Origin of the sequence: Janibacter sp. YB324, from assembly GCF_014217915.1 — a bacterium.
In the GTDB taxonomy this organism is placed as follows: domain Bacteria; phylum Actinomycetota; class Actinomycetes; order Actinomycetales; family Dermatophilaceae; genus Janibacter; species Janibacter indicus.
The window spans coordinates 1,963,626-1,983,870 of record NZ_CP060120.1 but is presented as its reverse complement, the minus strand read 5'-3'; the positions used below and the strand labels follow the sequence as shown (position 1 = coordinate 1,983,870).

Annotated in this window: 19 protein-coding genes and 2 tRNA genes; 14 read left to right on the top strand and 7 right to left on the bottom strand. The window is 72.1% G+C overall.

The annotated features are described in order from the left end of the window. Positions 1-40: 40 nt before the first annotated feature. Positions 41-1,447: a glycine--tRNA ligase gene (locus tag H7A72_RS09590; protein WP_185220393.1), complete on the top strand. Its 1,407-nt coding sequence runs from the start codon at positions 41-43 to the stop codon at positions 1,445-1,447. 24 nt (positions 1,448-1,471) lie between these two features. Then, entirely contained in the window at positions 1,472-2,197 is a 726-nt protein-coding gene (locus H7A72_RS09585; RefSeq protein ID WP_185222351.1) for an alpha/beta fold hydrolase, read from the top strand. 7 nt (positions 2,198-2,204) lie between these two features. Here the strand turns inward: H7A72_RS09585 and H7A72_RS09580 are convergent, their stop codons facing one another. Further along, the gene (locus H7A72_RS09580; protein WP_185220392.1) at positions 2,205-3,026 is read right to left on the bottom strand and encodes a sulfurtransferase; all 822 of its coding nucleotides are present in this window, start codon (positions 3,024-3,026) and stop codon (positions 2,205-2,207) included. Next, positions 3,023-3,982 (bottom strand): cation diffusion facilitator family transporter, encoded by a 960-nt coding sequence (locus tag H7A72_RS09575; RefSeq protein WP_185220391.1) that lies wholly within the window; start codon positions 3,980-3,982, stop codon positions 3,023-3,025. Before H7A72_RS09575 ends, H7A72_RS09580 begins: the two co-directional genes overlap by 4 nt. A gap of 49 nt (positions 3,983-4,031) precedes the next feature. Between H7A72_RS09575 and dusB the strand changes: the two genes are divergently transcribed. Continuing rightward, entirely contained in the window at positions 4,032-5,267 is a 1,236-nt protein-coding gene (gene dusB / locus H7A72_RS09570) for a tRNA dihydrouridine synthase DusB (protein WP_185220390.1), read from the top strand. Between the two features lie 3 nt (positions 5,268-5,270). Here the strand turns inward: dusB and H7A72_RS09565 are convergent, their stop codons facing one another. Next, positions 5,271-8,645: a pyruvate carboxylase gene (locus H7A72_RS09565; RefSeq protein WP_185220389.1), complete on the bottom strand. Its 3,375-nt coding sequence runs from the start codon at positions 8,643-8,645 to the stop codon at positions 5,271-5,273. Positions 8,646-8,761: 116 nt separating this feature from the next. On the opposite strand from H7A72_RS09565, the gene H7A72_RS09560 reads away from it, so the two are divergent. From H7A72_RS09560 to H7A72_RS09530, 7 genes are all read left to right on the top strand, one after another. Next, positions 8,762-9,994, top strand: coding sequence for a deoxyguanosinetriphosphate triphosphohydrolase (locus tag H7A72_RS09560; RefSeq protein ID WP_185220388.1), 1,233 nt, complete (start codon positions 8,762-8,764; stop codon positions 9,992-9,994). An 81-nt stretch (positions 9,995-10,075) separates the two neighbouring features. Next, complete coding sequence (locus tag H7A72_RS09555; protein WP_223277909.1) at positions 10,076-10,984, top strand: HNH endonuclease; 909 nt, start codon at positions 10,076-10,078, stop codon at positions 10,982-10,984. Then, positions 10,984-11,424, top strand: a complete 441-nt coding sequence (locus H7A72_RS09550; RefSeq protein ID WP_185220386.1) for an SMI1/KNR4 family protein — start codon at positions 10,984-10,986, stop codon at positions 11,422-11,424. Before H7A72_RS09555 ends, H7A72_RS09550 begins: the two co-directional genes overlap by 1 nt. Before the next feature lie 69 nt (positions 11,425-11,493). Further along, on the top strand, positions 11,494-13,416 hold the full coding sequence (gene dnaG, locus H7A72_RS09545; protein ID WP_185220385.1) for a DNA primase: 1,923 nt from the start codon (positions 11,494-11,496) through the stop codon (positions 13,414-13,416). Beyond that, positions 13,413-13,925 carry a hypothetical protein gene (locus H7A72_RS09540; RefSeq protein WP_143445529.1) on the top strand — a complete coding sequence of 171 codons (513 nt, stop codon included), beginning with the start codon at positions 13,413-13,415 and terminating at the stop codon, positions 13,923-13,925. Before dnaG ends, H7A72_RS09540 begins: the two co-directional genes overlap by 4 nt. Continuing rightward, positions 13,925-14,923, top strand: coding sequence for an isopenicillin N synthase family oxygenase (locus H7A72_RS09535; RefSeq protein WP_185220384.1), 999 nt, complete (start codon positions 13,925-13,927; stop codon positions 14,921-14,923). Before H7A72_RS09540 ends, H7A72_RS09535 begins: the two co-directional genes overlap by 1 nt. A gap of 63 nt (positions 14,924-14,986) precedes the next feature. Beyond that, positions 14,987-15,062 (top strand) — tRNA-Asn (locus H7A72_RS09530). Positions 15,063-15,113: 51 nt separating this feature from the next. Here H7A72_RS09530 and H7A72_RS09525 read toward each other — a convergent pair. Continuing rightward, positions 15,114-16,148, bottom strand: a complete 1,035-nt coding sequence (locus tag H7A72_RS09525; protein WP_185220383.1) for a transporter substrate-binding domain-containing protein — start codon at positions 16,146-16,148, stop codon at positions 15,114-15,116. Positions 16,149-16,273: 125 nt separating this feature from the next. Here H7A72_RS09525 and H7A72_RS09520 point away from each other — a divergent pair, with 125 nt between their 5' ends. From H7A72_RS09520 to H7A72_RS09510, 3 genes are read left to right on the top strand one after another with little or no spacing between them, the layout of a single operon-like run. Further along, entirely contained in the window at positions 16,274-16,717 is a 444-nt protein-coding gene (locus tag H7A72_RS09520; RefSeq protein ID WP_185220382.1) for a hypothetical protein, read from the top strand. After that, positions 16,714-17,172 carry a hypothetical protein gene (locus H7A72_RS09515; RefSeq protein WP_185220381.1) on the top strand — a complete coding sequence of 153 codons (459 nt, stop codon included), beginning with the start codon at positions 16,714-16,716 and terminating at the stop codon, positions 17,170-17,172. The genes H7A72_RS09520 and H7A72_RS09515 overlap by 4 nt, the downstream gene beginning before the upstream one ends. A gap of 42 nt (positions 17,173-17,214) precedes the next feature. Continuing rightward, positions 17,215-17,748: a glycine cleavage system protein R gene (locus tag H7A72_RS09510; RefSeq protein ID WP_185220380.1), complete on the top strand. Its 534-nt coding sequence runs from the start codon at positions 17,215-17,217 to the stop codon at positions 17,746-17,748. Between the two features lie 17 nt (positions 17,749-17,765). Here H7A72_RS09510 and H7A72_RS09505 read toward each other — a convergent pair whose 3' ends face one another. The 3 genes from H7A72_RS09505 to H7A72_RS09495 form a co-directional block, all read right to left on the bottom strand. Continuing rightward, positions 17,766-18,437 (bottom strand): hypothetical protein, encoded by a 672-nt coding sequence (locus H7A72_RS09505; RefSeq protein WP_185220379.1) that lies wholly within the window; start codon positions 18,435-18,437, stop codon positions 17,766-17,768. A 110-nt stretch (positions 18,438-18,547) separates the two neighbouring features. After that, on the bottom strand, positions 18,548-19,123 hold the full coding sequence (locus H7A72_RS09500; RefSeq protein ID WP_143445527.1) for a hypothetical protein: 576 nt from the start codon (positions 19,121-19,123) through the stop codon (positions 18,548-18,550). A gap of 116 nt (positions 19,124-19,239) precedes the next feature. Further along, positions 19,240-19,313, bottom strand: a tRNA-Ile gene (locus H7A72_RS09495). Between the two features lie 365 nt (positions 19,314-19,678). Here H7A72_RS09495 and H7A72_RS09490 point away from each other — a divergent pair. Then, positions 19,679-20,191 carry a DUF3145 domain-containing protein gene (locus H7A72_RS09490; RefSeq protein ID WP_084451228.1) on the top strand — a complete coding sequence of 171 codons (513 nt, stop codon included), beginning with the start codon at positions 19,679-19,681 and terminating at the stop codon, positions 20,189-20,191. Positions 20,192-20,245 lie beyond the last annotated feature (54 nt).

Genomic DNA, 20,245 nt, shown 5'->3' with positions numbered 1-20,245 from the left:
GATGCGGCTGCTCGGCACGGCGCCGGATAACCTCTCCCACATGGCCAAGCAGACCTCCACCGTGGACACCGTCGTCAACCTCTGCAAGCGCAGGGGCTTCGTCTTCCCGTGCGGTGAGATCTACGGCGGTACCCGCTCCGCGTGGGACTACGGGCCGCTCGGTGTCGAGCTGAAGGAGAACATCAAGCGTCAGTGGTGGCGCTCGATGGTCACCGGCCGCGACGACGTCGTCGGCCTCGACTCCTCGATCATCCTGCCCCGGGAGACCTGGGTCGCCTCGGGGCACGTCGGTACCTTCACCGACCCGCTCACCGAGTGCCTCAACTGCCACAAGCGCCACCGCCAGGACCACCTGCAGGAGGCCGTGGCCGACAAGGCGGCGAAGAAGGGTCAGGAGATCGACCCCGACAGCATCCCGATGAGCGAAATCGTCTGCCCGGACTGCGGCACGCGCGGCCAGTGGACCGAGGCCCGCGAGTTCAACATGATGCTCAAGACCTATCTCGGCGTCATCGAGGACGAGTCCGGTCTGCACTACCTGCGCCCGGAGACCGCGCAGGGCATCTTCATCAACTTCAACAACGTCCTGCAGACCTCGCGCAAGAAGCCGCCCTTCGGCATCGCGCAGACCGGCAAGTCCTTCCGCAACGAGATCACGCCGGGCAACTTCATCTTCCGCACCCGCGAGTTCGAGCAGATGGAGATGGAGTTCTTCGTCAAGCCGGGCGAGGACGAGGACTGGCACCAGTACTGGATCGACGAGCGCACCCGCTGGTACACCGATCTGGGCATCAACCCCGACAACCTGCGCCACTTCGAGCACCCGCAGGACAAGCTGAGCCACTACTCCAAGCGCACCGTCGACATCGAGTACCGGTTCAACTTCGCGGGCAGCGAGTGGGGCGAGCTCGAGGGCATCGCCAACCGCACCGACTACGACCTGACGAGCCACAGCAAGCACTCGGGCACCGACCTCGTCTTCTACGACCAGGCCAACAACGAGCGCTACACCCCCTACGTCATCGAGCCTGCGGCCGGCCTGTCCCGCTCGATCATGACCTTCCTCGTCGACGCCTACGCCGAGGACGAGGCGCCCAACGCCAAGGGCGGCGTCGACAAGCGGACCGTCCTGCGCCTCGACCACCGGCTCGCGCCGGTCAAGGCGGCCGTGCTGCCGCTGTCGCGCAATGCCGACCTGTCGCCCAAGGCGCGCGACCTGGCGGCGCAGCTGCGCAAGAGCTGGAACGTCGACTTCGACGACTCGCAGGCCATCGGCAAGCGCTACCGCCGCCAGGACGAGATCGGCACGCCATACTGCATCACCGTCGACTTCGACACCCTCGAGGACAATGCGGTGACGATCCGCGAGCGCGACACCATGGCGCAGGAGCGGGTCTCGATCGACCAGGTCGAGGCGTGGCTCGCGCCGAGGCTGCTCGGGTCCTGACGTCATGACCCGGGCGGGGCGCCGATCCGGCTGCTGCTCGTCCACGGCAGCCGGCTCAACTCCGCGTCCTGGATCCCCCTCGAGGAGGCCCTCCTCGGGCGGATCGTCTGCCACCACGTCGACCTGCCCGGGCACGGACTCGCGACCGAGCTGCCCTTCACGATGGAGGGTGCGCTCGAGGCCGTGAGCGCCGGCGTGGCCGAGCTCGACCCCGGTCGGCACCGGGTCGTGCTCGCCGGCCACAGCCTCGGCGGCTACGTGGCGATGGAGTGGGCGGCACAGCACCACATGGTCCTGTCCGGTCTCGTGCTCATGGGCTCGACGGCCCAGCCGAGCTCTCGGCTCGCACGCGTCTACCGGGCGATGGGGTCCGCGCTGCGGGCCGGGCTCGGTGACGAGCGTCGGGCCTCGCAGCTCCGCGAGACCGATGCGGCGTCGCTGCGCCGCATCATCGGTGAGCGCACGGCCAACGCGGTGCTCGAGCGCGGCCCCGGCCTTGCGGCGATCCCCGACGCCTGGGATGCCGTCATCGACGAGGTCGACCTGCGCTCGCTCACCGAGGTCGACGTGCCGATCCTCGCGATCAACGGTGAGTTCGACCAGTTCCGGGTGGGCGAAGGGAGGGCCCGTCGCCTGCGTCAGGACCTCGAGATCGTCCACGTGCCCGGAGCCACGCACTTCGCCCCGATGACCCACCCGGCGCCCGTGGCCCGCGCGATCGCGGAGTTCGTCTCGGGCCTGCCGGCCTGATCGGCGTTTACTCGCCCGTCGCCACCGGGCGGCTCGGGTCGGTGATCCACTCGCTCCAGCTGCCGACGTAGACGTCGGCGTCGACGCCCGCCTCGTGCAGGGCGAGGGCGCTGTGGGCCGCGGTGATGCCCGAGCCGCAGTAGGTGCCGACGATGGTCACCTCGTCGATGTCCTCGCGGGCGAAGCGCTCGCGCAGCTCGCGCGCCGGCCGCAGTCGCCCGTCGGGCTGCAGGAGGTCGCTCATCGGCACGTTGACGGCGCCGGGGATGTGGCCCGCGACCGGGTCGATCGGCTCCTCCTCGCCGCGATAGCGCTCCGGCGAGCGGGCGTCGACGAGCACCCCGAGCTTGGCCGTGGCGACGGCGTCCTCGGCGTCGAGCGCCACGAGCTGGTCGGCCTCGAGGTGGACCGCGCCCGGCTCCGGGCTCACCGGCTCGGTGACCACGGTGCCGCCGGCGGCACGCCACGCGGGCAGCCCGCCGTCGAGGACGCGCACGTCCTCGACCCCGGCCCACCGCAGGACCCACCACGCCCGGGCGGCGCCGAGCGAGGTGCCCTGGTCGTAGACGACGACGCGCGAGTCGTCGTCGAGACCGGCCGCGCGCAGGCCGGCCTGCAGCGTCTCCACGTCGGGCAGGGGGTGCCGCCCCCCTTCGCCCGCGGGGCCGGCGAGGACCGTGTCGAGGTCGACGAAGGGAGCGCCCGGCACGTGGCCCTCGGAGTACAGGCGGGGGCCGTCGCCGGTGAGCGTGTACTGGACGTCGAGGACGAGCAGGTCCTCCTCGTCGATCTCGTGCAGCAGGTCGTCGGCGGTGATGAGGGCGGTCATGCGGGCTCCTCGGGGTCGTGGGGCAGGGTCTGGATCGGGACCTCGTAGTCACCGAAGTCGTCGTAGGCGCGCGGGTCCTCGCGCGGCTCGATGTGGGTCGTCACCGTGAGGTCGTCGAACTCGGCCTCGAGCGCGCGCTCGATCTCCTCGACGATGTCGTGGGCGCGGCGCACGGACCAGGTGCCGGGGACGAGGACGTGCATCTCGGCGAAGGACAGGTGGCCGGCACCCCGGGTGCGCAGGCCGTGGATGTCGACCTCGTCGGTACGGTGCCGGGAGAGCGCGTCGGCGATGCGGGCATTGGTCTCCGGGTCGAGCGCCTCGTCCATGAGGCCGCGGCCGGACTCGCTGACGAGCTTCCACCCGGTCCAGATGATGTTGGCCCCGACGAGCAGGGCGACGACCGGGTCGAGCCGGTCGATGCCGGTGATGACGACGAGGAGCACGCCGACGACGACCCCGACGGAGGTCCACACGTCGGTGAGCAGGTGCTGGCCGTCGGCCCGCAGTGTGATCGAGCGGTGGCGGCGGCCGGCGCGCAGAAGCACCCACGCCACCGCGCCGTTGATGACCGACGCGATGACCGAGATCGCTAGGCCGATGCCGGCCTGCTCGATGGGCTGCGGGTCGAGCAAGCGACCGATCGACTGCCAGATGATGAAGCTCGCGGCGACGAAGATCATCCCGCCCTCGATCGCCGCGGAGAAGTACTCCGCCTTGCTGTGGCCGAAGTGGTGGTTGTCATCGGCGGAGCGCGCCGCGACCCGCAGGGCGACGAGCGCGGCCACGGCCGCGACGAGGTTGACGATCGACTCGGCGGCGTCGGCGAGCAGGCCGACCGAGTCGGTCACCCACCACGCGCCGGTCTTCAGCGCGATCGTCGCGAGGGCCGCGGCGATCGACAGCCACGCGAACCTCTCCAGACTGCTGCGCGATGAGGAGGCTCGGGTGGTCACGCCCACGATTGTCCCTGCCGGCCCAGCCGGTGCGACACTGGGAGGCGCGATGACGACCTCCACCCTTGCCCCCACCACCCCGGCGACCACGGGGGAGCGCGTGCTGCCTCCCCTTCGCATCGGCCGGCACGTCATCGACTCACCGGTCGTCCTCGCGCCCATGGCCGGCATCACCAACCGCGCCTTCCGTCGCCTGTGCCGCGAGGCTGGCGACGCCGGGCTCGCCGCGAGCGGGCTGACCGGCGCGAGCAGCCTCTACGTCAACGAGATGGTCACCTCGCGCGCGCTCGTCGAGCGCACGCCGGAGTCGATGCGACTCATCGAGCACGACGAGGACGAGCGGCCGCGCAGCGTGCAGCTCTACAGCGTCGACCCGGCGACGACCGCCGCCGCCGTGCGGATGCTCGTCACCGAGGACCGCGCCGACCACATCGACCTCAACTTCGGCTGCCCGGTGCCCAAGGTGACCCGCAAGGGCGGGGGAGCGGCGCTGCCGTGGAAGCGCGACCTCTTCCGCCGGATCGTCTCGGCCGCCGTCACCGAGGCCGCTCGGGCCGACGTGCCGGTCACCGTGAAGATGCGCAAGGGCATCGACGACGGGCACCTGACCTATCTCGAGGCGGCGCAGGCCGCGGTCGAGGAGGGGGTCGCCGCGGTCGCCCTGCACGGCCGCACAGCGAGCCAGGCCTACTCGGGCCAGGCCGACTGGTCGGCGATCAAGCTGCTCAAGGAGACGATCACCTCGGTGCCGGTGCTCGGCAACGGCGACATCTGGTCGGCCGAGGACGCCCTCGCGATGGTCGAGCAGACCGGCTGCGACGGCGTCGTCGTCGGTCGCGGCTGCCTCGGTCGGCCGTGGCTGTTCGCCGACCTCGCGGCCGCCTTCGCCGGGGCCGAAGTGCGCGTGACACCGACGCTGGGTGAGGTGACGGCCACGCTGCGCCGGCACGCCGAGCTGCTCACCGACTTCTACGCCGGCGACGAGCTGCGCGCCTGCCGCGACATCCGCAAGCACATCGCCTGGTACCTCAAGGGCTTCCCCGCCGGGTCGACGGTGCGCAACCAGCTCGCGCTCGTCGACTCGCTCGCCGCCCTCGACCGGCTCATCGAGACGATGGACCCGACGAGCCCGTGGCCCGGCGCTGCCGCCGAGGGTCAGCGTGGTCGGGCCGGGTCCTCGCGCGTCGTGGCGCTGCCGGAGAACTGGCTCGCCTCCCGCGAGCTCGACGAGGACCAGCGGGCGCAGGTCGCCGCCGCCGAGCAGTCCGTCGCCGACGGCGGCTGACCCTCACTCCACGACGACGAGCAGGTCGCCCCCTTCGACCTGCTGGCGCGCGCCGACCGCGAGCCGGCGCACCGTGCCCGCGACGGGGGTCGTGATGCCGGCCTCCATCTTCATCGCCTCGATCGTCGCGACGGTGGCGCCCGCCTCGACCTCGTCGCCCTCGGCGACCTGGACCGTGACGACCCCGGCGAAGGGGGCCGCGACCTGACCGGAGGCGCCCGGGTCGGCCTTCTCGGCCGCGACGACCTCCGCGTCGACGCCGCGGTCGCGGACCTGGACGGGGCGCAGCTGACCGTTGACCGTCCCCATGACGGTGCGCATGCCGTGCTCGTCGGGCTCGCTCACCGAGCTCAGGCCGATCGTCAGGGTCTTGCCCGGCTCGATCTCGACCTCGTCGTCGCGCCCTTGCTCCAGGCCGTGGAGGAAGAGGCCGGTGTCGAGCACCGAGGTGTCGCCGAAGCTCGCCCGGGCGGTGCGCATCTCCTGGGTCGGGCCGGGGAAGAGCAGCTCGTTGAGCGTCTCGCGCGGGGCGTCGCGCAGGGCCTGCTCCTGCTCGGGGGTGAGATCGGCGGTCGGCGGGTGCTCGCGGCGGCCCTCGAGCGCCTTGCTGCGGAAGGGCTCGGGCCACCCGCCGGGCGGGTCGCCGAGGTCGCCGCGGAGGAAGCCGATGACCGAGTCGGGGATGTCGAAGCGGGCCGGGTCGGCCTCGAACTGCGCCGGGTCCGCGCCCAGGCCGACGAGGGAGAGCGCGAGGTCGCCGACGACCTTGCTGCTCGGCGTCACCTTGACGATGTGGCCGAGCATCGCGTCGGCGGCCGCGTACATGTCCTCGACCTCCTCGAAGCGCTCGCCGAGGCCGAGGGCGATCGCCTGCTGGCGCAGGTTGGACAGCTGCCCGCCGGGAATCTCGTGCCGGTAGACGCGGCCGGTGGGGGAGGCCAGCCCGGACTCGAAGGGCGCGTAGAGGCGCCGCACGCCCTCCCAGTAGGGCTCGAGCGCGAAGACCTGTTCGATGTCCAGGCCGGTCGGCCGGTCGGTACCGTCGGTCGCCGCGACGAGGGCGGACAGCGAGGGCTGCGAGGTGGTGCCGGCCATCGTCGCGCTCGCCGCGTCGACGGCGTCGACGCCGGCCCCGATCGCCGCGAGGAGGGTGCCGATCTGGCCGCCCGCGGTGTCGTGGGTGTGCAGGTGCACCGGGAGGTCGAACCGCTCGCGCAGCGCGGTCACCAGGCGGGCCGCCGCGGGGGCGCGCAGCAGCCCGGCCATGTCCTTGATCGCCAGGACGTGCGCGCCGGCGTCGACGATCCGTTCGGCGAGGCGCAGGTAGTAGTCGAGCGTGTAGATCTCCTCGCCCGGGTCGAGGAGGTTGCCGGTGTAGCACAGGGCGACCTCGGCGACCGCGGTGTCGGTCGCGAGCACCGACTCGATCGCGGGGCGCATCTGGTCGACGTCGTTGAGCGCGTCGAAGATGCGGAAGATCGACAGGCCGCTGCGGGCAGCCTCGGCCACGAAGGCGTCGGTGACGCTCGTCGGGTAGGGCGTGTAGCCGACGGTGTTGCGCCCGCGCAGGAGCATCTGGAGGGCGACGTTGGGCATCGCCTCGTGCAGGGCCGAGAGCCGCTCCCACGGGTCCTCGTGGAGGAAGCGCAGGGCGACGTCGTAGGTCGCGCCGCCCCAGGCCTCGACGGACAGCAGCTGCGGGGTGAGCCGGGAGACGTGCTCGGCGACGTGGAGCAGGTCGCGGGTGCGCACGCGGGTGGCGAGCAGCGACTGGTGGGCGTCGCGGAAGGTCGTGTCGGTCACCGGGACGTCGGTGCGGGAGCGCAGGTCGGCGGCGAAGCCGGCGGGGCCGAGCCGCAGGAGGCGGTCACGGCTGCCCTCGGGGCGCTCGCCCTGCGGCAGCTGCCGCAGCTTGGTCTTCGGGCGCAGGTCGCTCGTGCGCGGGCCGTGCGGCTGGTTGACCGTGACGTCGGCGAGGTAGGTGAGCAGCTTGGTCGCCCGGTCCTTGCCCGTCGGGGCCTCGAGCAGCTCGGGGCGCTCGTCGATGAAGCTCGTCGTGACCCGGCCGGCCTGGAAGTCGGGGTCGGCGAGCACCGCCTCGAGGAAGGGGAGGTTGGTCGCGACCCCGCGGACGCGGAACTCGGCGAGCGCCCGTCGGGCCCGGCGGACCGCGAGCGGGAAGGTGCGGGCGCGGCAGGTGAGCTTGACGAGCATCGAGTCGAAGTGGGCGCTCACCTCGGCCCCGACGAAGGTCGTGCCGCCGTCGAGGCGCACCCCGGAGCCGCCGGCGGAGCGGTAGGCGGAGATCGTGCCCGAGTCGGGGCGGAACCCGTTGGCCGGGTCCTCGGTCGTGATCCGGCACTGCAGGGCGAAGCCGTGCGTGCCGATGTCCTCCTGGCGCATGCCGAGCTCGGCGAGGGTCGCGCCGGCCGCGATCCGCAGCTGCATGACGACGAGGTCGACCTCGGTGACCTCCTCGGTCACGGTGTGCTCGACCTGGATGCGCGGGTTCATCTCGATGAAGACGTAGCGGCCGTCCTCTCCGAGGAGGAACTCGACGGTGCCGGCGTTGACGTAGCCGATGGACTTCGCGAAACGCACCGCGTCGGCGCACATCCGCTCGCGCAGGTCGGGGTCGAGGTTGGGCGCCGGGGCGATCTCGACGACCTTCTGGTGGCGCCGCTGCACCGAGCAGTCCCGCTCGAAGAAGTGGAGGACCTCACCGCTGGCGTCACCGACGACCTGGACCTCGATGTGCCGCGGGTTGACGACCGCCTCCTCGAGGTAGAGGGTCGGGTCGCCGAAGGCCGACTCGGCCTCGCGCTGGGCGGCCTCGAGGGCCCCGCGCAGGTCCTCGCGGCGCTCGACGCGCCGCATGCCGCGGCCACCGCCGCCGCTCACCGCCTTGACGAAGACGGGGAACCCGATCTCCTCCGCGGCGCGCTCGAGGGCGTCGAGGTCGGTCGTCGCCTCGGCGCCGTCGAGGGTCGGCAGGCCGGCCTCCTTCGCCGCGGCGATCGCGCGGGCCTTGTTGCCGGTGAGCTCGAGGACCTCGGCCGGGGGACCGATGAAGGTGATGCCGTGGCGCGCGCACTCCTCGGCGAGCTGCGGGTTCTCGGAGAGGAACCCGTAGCCCGGGTAGATCGCGTCGACGTCGGCCTCGCGGGCCACCCGCACGATCTCCTCGGGGTCGAGGTAGGCGCGGACCGGGTGGCCCTCCTCGCCGATGACGTAGGCCTCGTCGGCCTTCATCCGGTGCTCGGAGAGGCGGTCCTCGACCGGGTAGACGGCGACGGTCGTCGCGTCGACCTCGGTGGCCGCGCGGAAGGCGCGGATGGCGATCTCGCCTCGGTTGGCGACGAGGATCTTGCGGAACATGGGAGCCTCCGGGGTGTGTCGGCCATGGGTCGTGCCAACGCTAGTCGCGATGCCGCTCCCGGCGCAGGGGGTGTTCCGCAAGCTGGGTCCGCCCCGGCCGACGTAGGCTCACCCGCGTGAGCGAGAGCAGCGACCGGGAGCGGTGGGTCTCCGAGGACCCGGTGCACAAGCGCGCCGACCGTGACGACTTCGCGCGCGACCGCGGGCGGCTCATCCACTCCGCGGCTCTGCGACGCCTCTCGGCCAAGACCCAGGTGCTCGGCCCGGGCAGCGACGACTTCGTGCGCAACCGGCTGACGCACAGCCTCGAGGTGGCCCAGATCGGCCGCGAGTTCGGCGGTGCGCTCGGCTGCGCGGCCGATGTCGTCGAGGTCGCCTGCCTCGCGCACGACCTGGGGCATCCCCCCTTCGGTCACAACGGCGAGACGGCGCTCGACGAGGTCGCGGCCGACATCGGCGGCTTCGAGGGCAATGCGCAGACGCTGCGCATCCTCACCCGGCTCGAGCCCAAGCGGGTCCACCCCGACGGGCGGCCCGCCGGCCTCAACCTCACCCGCGCGAGCCTCGACGCGGCCACGAAGTACCCGTGGCGGCGGGGTCGCGGCCCCGCTCCCACACCGAAGTTCGGCGTCTACGAGGACGACCTGCCCGTCTTCGACTGGATGCGCGAAGGGAGCCCCGGTGGCCTCGTGCGCTGCCTGGAGGCCGACGTCATGGACTGGTCCGACGACGTCGCCTACTCGGTCCACGACGTCGAGGACGCCGTCGCCTCCGGCCGGCTGGACCTGCGCCGGCTGCGCGACGCGGAGGACACCGAGGCGGTGCTCGACATGGCGGTGCGCTTCTTCGCCGCCGACCTCGGTCGGGACGCCGTCGGCGAGGGGCTCGAGCGGATCCTCGCCACCGGTGCCGTGCCCGAGCACTACGACGGTTCGCGCGCCGGCCTCGCGGGGCTCAAGGACATGACCTCACGGATCATCGGACGCTTCGTCCACGCCGCCGAGCAGGCGACCCGCGCCGTGCACGGGCCCGGCGACCTCGGGCGCTACGACGCCCGCCTCGTCGTCCCCGACGACTCGCGTGCCGAGGTCGCGGTGCTCAAGGCCGTGGCCGCGCACTTCGTCATGTTCTCCGGCGAGCGTGACGACGAGTACGCGCACCAGCGCGCGGTCGTCGCCGACCTCGCCCGATGGTTCGCCGCGGACCCCGAGGCGCGGGTCGACGCCGACCTGCGCCCCGATCTCGCTGCGGCGCAGGACGACTCGGCCCGGCTGCGGGTCGTCGTCGACCAGGTGGCGAGCCTGACCGACGTGCGGGCCCTCGCCCTGCACGCGGCGCACTGCGGCTGACGGGTGAACTCCCGGTGACAGGGGAGTCCTCCCCATTCCCGCGGCCCGCCGGGTCCTGCCACGGTCGGGCGCGTGACGGTCATGCAGGGGATGGACACGGCGCGGGTCCGCGCGGTCGCGCAGGCGCTGCGCGGCTGCGCCCGCGAGTTGGACGAGGTCCGCGCCGCGGGGACGGCCAACGCAGGCCTCCTCGCGGAGGTCTGGTGGGGCGGTGATGCCGAGCACCTGCTGCGCTCGTGGGCGGATCTGACCCCCGCGCTCGTCGGCGCCGGGACGGCGCTCGAGGAGGCGAGCGCGGGCCTGCTGCGTCAGGCCGACGACCAGGAGGCGGCCTCCGGCGAAGGGGGAGGGGCCGCCCCCTTCGTCCTCGCGTCCTCGACGACGCCGCTCAAGGTCGCCGAGGACACCAACCCGGCGCCGCGCGAGGCGCTCGCCGACGTCGACCCCGAGACGGGGGCGATGACCCGGGACGCGGCGGAGCGGTGGCGCGAGGAGCACACCGACGGCGTCAACCCGGCGTGGGACGTCGACCCCGAGGACGGCACGGCGGTCATCAACGACCGCGGGGTGCCCAATGGCGACTTCGCAGGGAAGACCTACGGCGGGCCGGGCTGGAGCGAGGAGACGGCCGAGGAGCACGGGCCGCAGTGGAGCGAGGAGCTGCAGGGGGCCTACCCCGACGGCGTCGAGATCGACGAGTTCGGCTTCCCCGACTTCTACCCCTATGCCAGCACGGAGTACCCGCCGGTGCTCATCGAGCTGACCACGACGTCGAGCAAGGACATCCGCCTGGCCTACGAGGCCGCGGGCATCGACAAGGACACGGCCAAGGAGCTGCAGGAGGACTGGGTGTGGCACCACACCCACGCCTACGACCCCGAGACCGGGCGCGGTGAGCTGATCCTCATCCCGCGTGACCTGCACGCCGCGGTCAAGCATGCTGGGGGACGGTCACTGCACAAGCACAACGGAGCCGAGACGAGCGATTGATGGACTTCCGCACCCGCTACGCCGCACCCGACGACGCCGCGCTCGCGGCCCTCGAGTCGCAGATCGGTTCGCCCCTGCCCGCCGACTACCGGGAGTGGCTGCGCGCCAACGGTGGTGGCGTCACGGAGGACGACCTCAAGTACGGCACCGACGACCTCGACGTCGACGAGGCCACCCACCCGGTGGTGACGATCTTCTTCGGGCTGGGCGTCGAGCACGCCGAGCTCGACCTGCGCCGCTCGCGCGAGGTCTACGCCGGCCGGGTCCCGGACGACCTGACGCCCATCGGCACCAACGACGCCGGTGACCTCGTCTGCCTCGCGGTCGCGGGGAATGCCCCGGGGTCGGTGTGGTCGTGGGCCCACGAGGAGGAGGCGGCCACCCGCGTCACCGCCGGCTTCACCCCCTTCGTCGAGGGGCTGCGGCCGATCCCCTGGTGACCGGGGCCGCCGGCGTCGGTGGCGCGACCTAGACTCGGGACCACGATCGACGTGGGAGCGAGGTGGCCAGTGGCGGGACGGATCCGCGCCGAGGACGTGCAGGCGGTCAAGGAGCGCTCGTCGATCACCGACATCGTCCGCGAGCACGTGAGCCTGCGGCCGGCCGGCATCGGCTCGATGAAGGGTCTGTGCCCCTTCCACGACGAAAAGACGCCGAGCTTCACCGTGCGCGAGACCGTCGGTGCCTACCACTGCTTCGGCTGCGGCGAGGGCGGCGACGTCATCTCCTTCGTGCAAAAGCTCGACCACCTGACCTTCGCCGAGGCCGTCGAGCGACTCGCCGGCAAGCTCGGCATGGAGCTGCGCTACGAGGAGGGCGGCGGCCCCCGCGACGGCGTGGGGCTGGGCAAGCGGGGTCGTCTGCTCGAGGCGCACAGAGCCGCCGCGGAGTTCTACCACGAGCGGTTGCTCGGCTCGCCCGAGGCGCGCATCGGGCGGGACTTCCTGCGGGAGAGGGGCTTTGCCTCGCCCGAGGCCAAGCTCTTCGGCATCGGCTACGCGCCCCGCGGTGGCGAGGAGCTGGCCCGGCACCTGCGCGCGAAGGGCTTCACCGACGACGAGCTGACCATCGGTGGCCTGTGCGGCAAGGGCTCGCGGGGCCTCTACGACCGCTTCCGCGGCCGGCTCGTCTGGCCGATCCGCGACATCACCGGCGACACCATCGGCTTCGGTGCCCGCCGCCTGTGGGACAACGACCGCATCGGCGCCAAGTACCTCAACACCACCGAGACGCCGATCTACAAGAAGTCGAGCGTCCTCTACGGCCTCGACCTGGCCAAGAAGTCGATCCGCGACGAGCGCCTGGCCGTCGTCGTCGAGGGCTACACCGACGTCATGGCCGCCCACCTCTCCGGGGTCGAGGGCGCGGTCGCGACGTGCGGCACGGCCTTCGGCGCCGACCACATCAAGGTGCTGCGGCGCATCGTGCGCGACGAGGCCGACCAGGCCCCGGCCAAGGTCGTCTTCACCTTCGACGGAGACAAGGCGGGCCAGGAGGCCGCGATGAAGGCCTACGCCCAGGACGACAAGTGGGCCAGCCAGAGCTACGTCGCCGTGGCCAAGGACGGCATGGACCCCTGCGACCTGCGACTGCGTGAGGGTGACCTCGCCGTGCGCGAGCTCGTCGCCGACGCGGTGCCGATGTTCGAGTTCGCCGTCCGCACCACGCTGGGCCGCTTCGACCTCGACACCGCCGAGGGGCGGGTGCGGGGGATGGGCGCGGTCGCGCCGATCATCAACAGCATCCGCGACAGCGCCCTGCGCCCGGAGTACGTGCGCACCGTCGCCGGCTGGGTCGGGGTCGAGGTCGAGCAGATGCGTGAGGCCGTGACCCGTGCCGGGCGGGTCCAGGCGCGCGACGAGGCGAAGGGGGAGCACCGCACCCAGGTCGACGCCCCGGAGCCGACGGCGGCCGAGGCGGCCGGCGGGGTGCCCGCCCCCGACCTGCGCGACCCGGTGGTGCTCACCGAGCGCCAGCTTCTGCAGTCGATGCTCCAGCACCCCTCGCTCTTCACCTCGCAGGACCTCGACGAGGTCGACCCGCAGGGTTTCTCCGCGCCCGCGCACCGGGCGGTCTTCGACGCGATCCGCTCCGTGGGCCCACTCGTCGAGGGGTTGACGCAGACGGCATGGCACGCGCGGGTCGACGAGGCGACCCCTCTGGCGGCGTCGGCGCTGCTCGCCGAGCTGTCGGTGGCACCCCTGCCCGTCGTCCACGACTCCTCGACCGGCCTGCCGCCGCCGCACTACACCCGCTCGCTCCTCGTGCGGGTCCGCGAGGTGGCCCTGCAGCATCGGATCGCCGAGGCCACCTCGCGCCTGCGGCAGCTCGACACCGACCCGCAGTCCGACCCTGACCAGCGCCGTCAGCTGGGACAGGCGCTCTACGACCTGCAGCGGCAGCGGGCTGCCCTGCGTGAGGAGGCCCAGTGAGCCCCATGTGGTCCCGGCGCCAGCGCGCACGCGCGGTGCCCGTCCCAGACGGCGTCGAGCTCGCTCGCGGTGAGCGGGTCCTCGCGACGGCGGCAGCCGGCGACGAGGTCGTCGTCATCACCTCGCACCGACTCGTCGTGCCCGGCGGCGAGCTGGCCGAGGGGCGGCCGTGGCACCTCGTCGACCGCGGCCGGTGGGACCCCGAGACCGATGTGCTCACCGTGACCTGGGTCGACGGCGGCCCGGCCGGCACGTGGACCCTGAGCGAGCCCGGCGGCGTCCCCGACGCCTTCCACGAGCGGGTGCAGGCGAGCGTCGTGCTCGTCGAGGAGGTCACCCTCGACCGTGCTCGACGGGCCCGGGTCGTGCTGCGCAAGGACCTCACGAGCGACCGGGTGATCGCCCAGACGATCGTCGGTCGCGGGTGCGACCCCGACGACCACGAGCTCGTCGCTGCGACCGAGGCCGTCGCGCAGCGACTCGCCGAGCAGGTCGGGAGGGAGGCCTGATGTCCCACGACGCCCTGCCCGTGCTCGACCTGGCTGATCTCTACGCCGGCCCCGAGGCCGTCGAGCGTTTCCGCGAGCAGCTGCGGGTCGCGACCCACGAGGTCGGCTTCTTCCACCTGCGGCACGGCATCGAGCGGGCCGTCATCGACGAGCTCTTCGCGACCGCTCGAGCCTTCTTCGCCCTCCCTGAGGAGGACAAGCGCGCCATCGAGATGACCAACAGCGCGCAGTTCCGCGGCTGGACTCGACTGGGCGGCGAGCTCACCCGGGGCCAGGCCGACTACCGCGAGCAGATCGACATCGGACCGGAGAGGCCGCTGCGGGACGACGTCGACCCGCCCTACCTGCGGCTCGACGGACCCAACCAGTGGCCCGCGGCCCTGCCGCAGCTGCGCACGGTCATCGAGGCGTGGACCGACCGCCTCGGGGCCATCGGCCGCGACCTCATGGCGCAGTGGGCGCTGTCGCTCGGCGCTTCCGCAGACCACTTCACCTCGACCTTCGACGACGCGTCGACGCTGCTGAAGATCGTGCGCTACCCGGGGACGGAGCAGACCTCCCAGGGGGTCGGTGACCACAAGGACCCCGGCTTCCTCACCCTGCTGCTCATCGAGCCGGGCAAGTCCGGCCTGCAGGTCCAAACCGACGGCGGGTGGATCGACGTCCCGCCGACGGATGACTGCTTCGTCGTCAACATCGGCGAGCTCATGGAGGCGGTCACCGACGGCTACCTGCGGGCCACCTCGCACCGGGTGACGGCGCCGGCCGTGGGCTCGGAGCGGCTGTCGATCCCCTTCTTCTTCAACCCCGCTCTCGACGCGGAGGCGCCGGTCGTCCCCCTTCGTCCGGAGTACGCGGAGCGAGCGCGAGGGGTCACCCAGGACGCCGCCAACGTCATCTCGGCGCGCTACGGGGACAACCTGCTCAAGGCACGGCTGCGGGCCCACCCGGACGTCGCGGCCCGCCATCACGCCGACCTCGTGGGCGGCGCCGGCTGACCGCCGCCCCGTTTTCGTATCCCGGCCACCTTCTTGCTATGGTGGCGCAGCGCTTCGGCGCGATCCCCTGTAGCTCAATTGGCAGAGCATTCGGCTGTTAACCGGAGGGTTGTTGGTTCGAGTCCAACCGGGGGAGCCACCACGAGAGGCCCAGCGTCCGCACGGACCTGGGCCTCCGGTCTGCCCGGGCTCAGCTCGAGGCCGAAGAGGGCCCGGTGGTGCGTGTGCTCGGGCTGCGTGGGGCCGGGCAATCGACGAGCGGCGGGGGAGTGGCGGTGCCCCGCGGCAGGCTGCGGGCGGGGCCGAGGTTGTCAGTGACCGCGCGCTTCCACGCGCCGGTCTCGACCATGTCCGCCAGGGCGTCGCTGACGTCCTCGCACAGGGCCGTGTCCTCGGGGCGCATCGCCACGCCCCACCGCTCCCGGGTGAAGGGCCGGCCGACCAGCCGCAGCCGGTCAGCGCCCGACGATCCACGGACGAAGGGGAGCAGCACCGCCGCGTCGGACGTCACCGCGTCGACCGTGCCCTCGCGCAGCAGGGCGACACAGTCGGAGATCTTGGGTTCGACGGTCAGGTGCAGCCCCGGGTGGTCGTCGACGAGCTCGTCGGTCGAGCGAGACCCCTGCACGCTGCACAGGGTGGCCCCCTGCAGCTGTCCGACGGAGCGGATCCGGCTGCGTGCCGGGACCAGCAGGTCCTGCCCGGTGGTCAGGTAGGGGCCGGCGAAGGTCACGTCGTCGGCCCGCTCGGGCGTCATCGAGTAGGCGGCGAGCACGAGGTCGACCTGGCCGGTCTCCAGCAGCGTGCGCCGCTGGTCGGTCACTGCCTCGACGAAGCTGATGCGTGGGATCCCGAGGTAGCGCGCGATGTGCTCGGCCACGTCGACGTCCAGCCCCGTGTACGAGTTCCCTTGTCGCAGACCGATGCCCGGCTGGTCGAAGGACACCGCCACCCGCAGGGTGCGCGGCAGGTCGGTCCGGTGCGGGCTCGTGCGCGACGACGCGGACGCGGTGCCCGAGGGCGCGACCGTCGAGGTCACGGCCGGCTCGGCGGTGGTGCTGGGCGCGACGTCGACCGGCCGAACGCACCCGGCGAGCAGGGCAGCCCCCACGGCGGCGGCAGCCAGCGCTCGGACCGGGTGCACGTCGTCCCCCTTCGTCGGACGGCTCCATCCTCGCAGCCCGCGGTCGACGGCGAAGGGGGGTGTCCGCCAAGACGGGTGCATGGATGAGGCCACTTTCATCGCGGTCTCATCCATACTTCATCCGGGAGCGGTTGCCTGTGTCGTGTCAGCACGGCGACCGGAAGCACGGGAGGAACATCATGGGGATGACGACGAGGGCTGCGGTCGTGACCGCAGCGCTGCTGGTGGGAACCATCGGAGGAGCTGCGGCGAACTCCGCGAGGGTTGCGACGCCGCAGCTCGCACCGACGCAATCGTCGGTGAGTGTCGGTGGCTGCGTCATCCGGCTCTACACCGCGGGGCCGGAGTTGCACGCCAACTCCACGCACACCTGCGTGGGCGTCCGCAGCGTCGATGTCACGTCGATGGGCCGGCTGCGTGTGCGCTACACGGCGGCGTCCGATGTCGTGGGGCTGAGCGCGGGGGCCGACGAGACGCTGGCCGGGCGCGGCATCCAGGTCGGCGTCGACGGGACCTCGAGCTACGCGACGATGACCCTCTACGACGCCAAGCTCGAGCGCCGACTCAACCTCTCGCGGACCACCGACTACCGACGCGCCGCGGGCTCCTCGTCGAACATCTGGTTCGGCTCGGTGAAGGCCGCGTCGTGAGGCGGGCGACCTTCGTCACCGCGGCCCTGGCCGGAGCTGGTGTGCTCGCCGGAGCATCGACCGCCTACGCCACGCTCGCGCCTCGCATGCACGAACTCGCGCCGGAGGAGACCGGGGTCCTCGCGTGTCACGTCGGGTGGGACGGCAGCGCGCCCGTGCTCGATCGCCGGGAGGGGAGCGGCTGCGCCGGGTTCACGGGAGCATCGGTCGATGGTCAGGGCCGGATCACCGTGACCCACACCTACGACCCGGTGGTCGCCATCATCGTCACCCCGGACGAGGCTGCCGCCGGGCGCGGACTCACGGCCGGTGCGTCCGGGGGCTCTGCTCGCACGATGCTCACCGTCGCCGACGCGCGCGTCGGACGCCGGCTCTACCTGCACACCGAGCGCGACGCCGACCGGGTGGGAAGTGGCTCCGGGTGGTGGCTGGTCATCACGAACGACGCCCGGTGACCGTCCCTGACGGGGGATGGTCAGCGTGGCTAGGCTGGCATCGTGACCACGACACTCGTCCTCTCCGTCATCGGCAACGACCGCGCCGGCCTCGTCAAGGCACTGGCCGACGTCATCGAGCAGGAGGGCGGCAACTGGGAGCGCAGCCACCTGAGCGAGCTCGCCGGCAAGTTCGCCGGCATCGTCGTCGTCACGGTGCCGGGTGAGCGGGCGGACGGCCTGCGTGCGGCACTTGAGCCGCTCCACGGACTGCTCGACGTCGCGGTGCACGACGCGACGGCCGTCGAGGACCTCGTCGAGAGCGGCCAGGAGGTGCGCGTCGAGCTGCTCGGCAACGACCGGCCCGGCATCGTCGGTGCCGTCTCCGGTGTGCTCGCACAGCACGGGCTGAGCGTCGCCGAGCTGGTGAGCACCACGAGCGACGCGCCCATGGCGGGCGGACGGCTTTTCGAGGCGATCGCGGTCGTCACGGTGCCGGCCGGCGCCGACCTCGACGCCCTGCAGGGTGACCTCGAGCGCTTGGCCACCGAGATCATGGTCGACCTGACCCTCAGCCCCCACGACGACGAGGACTGAGGGTCCGGTCGCCCGGGTCAGCGGCGCGCGGACGTCGAGGCGCGGCCCCACGTCGTGCTGCTGTCGACCGTCGCGAGCTGCCAGTAGCGGGTGGTCGAGGCGTAGGCCTTGAGCGTGACCCGGCCGTAGCGGTCGGTGGTGCCGGACTTGACCCACTTCCACGAGCAGGAGGAGCAGGTCTTCTGCCGGAGGGCGACCTTGGTGCCCGGCCAGGCGCGGAAGCCACTGGGGTAGGAGGTGCGCGAGTAGCGCGTCGAGGTGCCCTTGACCGTGACGTAGCGGCCGGAACGGCTGGTGCTGATGCTCTGGCGGGCGCCGAGCTTGACCGTCATCTTCCGGGAGTTCTGCGTCATGGCGTTGTAGTTGTAGTCGTACGCGCCCTCCGGTCGGACGGTGTAGGTCCCCATGGGGTTCCAGTCGTACCAGTCCATCGTGTCGCTCGAGGTGGAGCCGTCGAAGTAGAGGTACTCGAAGGAACCCTGGGTCGGGTGGATGACGCTCCACGAGGCCCAATCGGCGTAGCGCAGGCAGCCGCTGCTGAACTTCGCCGTGATGGCCTTGTAGGGGCTGGTGATCGAGACCTTGCTCGGGGTGGAGACCGAGCACGAGTACGCCGCCTGGGCGGGCACCGCGGTGACCGCGACGGGGACGAGGGAGAGAGCGGCGGCAGCCGCGACGCGCTTGAGCATGGGTGGATGACCTCGGGTGAGCGAAGGGAGTGTGGCGGGGCAGCCCCCCGACCGAGGAGAAGACTAGGGCCGGGCTCCGACAACCACCAGAGCCCGGTCACCCCTCGGCGTCACCAGGTGTGTGCGACGTCGACGACGAGGCGCGACCCGCCCGTGGTCTTGATGATGAAGACCCGCATCGGCAGGCGCGCACGGGTGCCGACACCGAAGGTGCTCTGCCCCTCGAAGCTGCCCGCGAAGGCGATCTGGCGGAAGGTTCGGAAGCCGGTGACGTCGACCGCGTTGAGCTTCGAGCGGGGGTTGTAGGTGGCTCGTCCCCGGCTGTCGTAGGCCGGGCCGCGCACGATGACGCGCAGATCGGCTCCACCCTTGAGCCAGACCCGCTTGCCCTGCCCCTCGGTGTAGACGGGGGCGTAGCGCACGTCGTAGCCCCGCAGCGTGCCCCGCAGATCGACGACGAAGCGGTCGTAGCACGTGTGCCGCCCCGCCCGCGCGTTGGTGATCTGCGACCACGACATCGTCGGTGCGCTCTTGGCGCCCGAACCCCAGTCCGTCGCGCAGGCGGTGCCTGCCGCAGCGGCGCCGGTCGATCCCTGGGCGGGCGCGCTCGCCAAGGCACCTCCCGCGACCGTCATCGCCGCCGCACACGTCGCGGCCGCAAGCCGCGCCTTCATGGTCCTGCTCATGGTGCCCACATCCCCTGATCGGGCGGCGGCTCCGGTGTCGCCGCGATCCACCTAGGATCCTCCCGGGAGTGGGGTCACGCGAGAGGCTGTCGCCGAACGGTTCGTTGGCGGCAGGGTGGGGCCACTGGGGCTTGAACCCAGGACCGACGGATTATGAGTCCGCTGCTCTGACCGACTGAGCTATAGCCCCTTCGCCCGAGGGCGACGGCGTGAGGTTACCCCGTCGGATCAACGCCGCACGACAGCGGGATGGTGCCGGAGCGCACACCCGGCGAGTCGCTGGGGGCCCAGCGCGCGGCCGCGTGGTCCGATGCTCTGTGCAAATCATGACGTCGACCGGCAGAGGCCGGACTGCACGAGCGGCGGGTGATGAGGAAGTGGCCACGGTGAGGGCTGGTGCTCCTGTGGTAGTTGGGGCACAATGGCCGCACAAGCACGTACGCGTGCACATATCGCTCGAGCAGCACGCCGCAGAGTCATCGCGCAGCAGCCGTTCGGTCCCACGGAAGTGCCTGGCGTTGGGGAAGACGTCCATCGCACTCAAGGAGGATCAGGATGTCTGCAGGAAAGCGCGTCACCACTCGAGGTGTGGTGTTCATCCACAGCACCCCGACGGCTCTGTGCCCCCACATCACGTGGGCGCTCGAGTCCGTGCTGGGGCAGTCCGTCACCCTCGACTGGACCGAGCAGCAGCTCGGCCGGTCGCTCAAGCGTGCCGAGTTCTCCTGGACCGGAGAGCCCGGCACCGGCGCCAAGCTCGCCTCCGCCATGCGCGGCTGGGACAACGTGCGCTACGAGGTCACCGAAGAGCCGACGCCGGGCCTCGACGGCTCCCGCTGGAGCCACACGCCCACGCTCGGCATCCACCACGCCACGATCAGCGCGTCCGGCGACGTCGTCCTCCACGAAAACCGCCTGCGTGAGGTCATGACCCTCGCCCAGGGTGCCGGCGAGGCCGTCGAGGACATGCTCGGCGAGCTCCTCGGCGACGCCTGGGATGCCGAGCTCGAGCCCTTCAGGCACGCCGGCGACGGTGCCCCCGTCCGCTGGTTGCACAAGGTCGGCTGACCGGCACCCACCACCGCCCCATGCACGAAGGGGGCTGCGCACCCTCCTTGGCGC

What these genes read in the sequence shown, in the direction of transcription:
- H7A72_RS09590 (WP_185220393.1), top strand. Translation starts at nt 41, where the DNA reads ATGGCCAAGCAGACCTCCACCGTGGACACCGTCGTCAACCTCTGCAAG.
- H7A72_RS09580 (WP_185220392.1), bottom strand. Translation starts at nt 3,026, where the DNA reads ATGACCGCCCTCATCACCGCCGACGACCTGCTGCACGAGATCGACGAG.
- dusB (WP_185220390.1), top strand. Translation starts at nt 4,032, where the DNA reads ATGACGACCTCCACCCTTGCCCCCACCACCCCGGCGACCACGGGGGAG.
- H7A72_RS09565 (WP_185220389.1), bottom strand. Translation starts at nt 8,645, where the DNA reads ATGTTCCGCAAGATCCTCGTCGCCAACCGAGGCGAGATCGCCATCCGC.
- H7A72_RS09555 (WP_223277909.1), top strand. Translation starts at nt 10,076, where the DNA reads ATGCAGGGGATGGACACGGCGCGGGTCCGCGCGGTCGCGCAGGCGCTG.
- H7A72_RS09550 (WP_185220386.1), top strand. Translation starts at nt 10,984, where the DNA reads ATGGACTTCCGCACCCGCTACGCCGCACCCGACGACGCCGCGCTCGCG.
- H7A72_RS09535 (WP_185220384.1), top strand. Translation starts at nt 13,925, where the DNA reads ATGTCCCACGACGCCCTGCCCGTGCTCGACCTGGCTGATCTCTACGCC.
- H7A72_RS09525 (WP_185220383.1), bottom strand. Translation starts at nt 16,148, where the DNA reads ATGCACCCGTCTTGGCGGACACCCCCCTTCGCCGTCGACCGCGGGCTG.
- H7A72_RS09505 (WP_185220379.1), bottom strand. Translation starts at nt 18,437, where the DNA reads ATGCTCAAGCGCGTCGCGGCTGCCGCCGCTCTCTCCCTCGTCCCCGTC.
- H7A72_RS09500 (WP_143445527.1), bottom strand. Translation starts at nt 19,123, where the DNA reads ATGAGCAGGACCATGAAGGCGCGGCTTGCGGCCGCGACGTGTGCGGCG.
- H7A72_RS09490 (WP_084451228.1), top strand. Translation starts at nt 19,679, where the DNA reads ATGTCTGCAGGAAAGCGCGTCACCACTCGAGGTGTGGTGTTCATCCAC.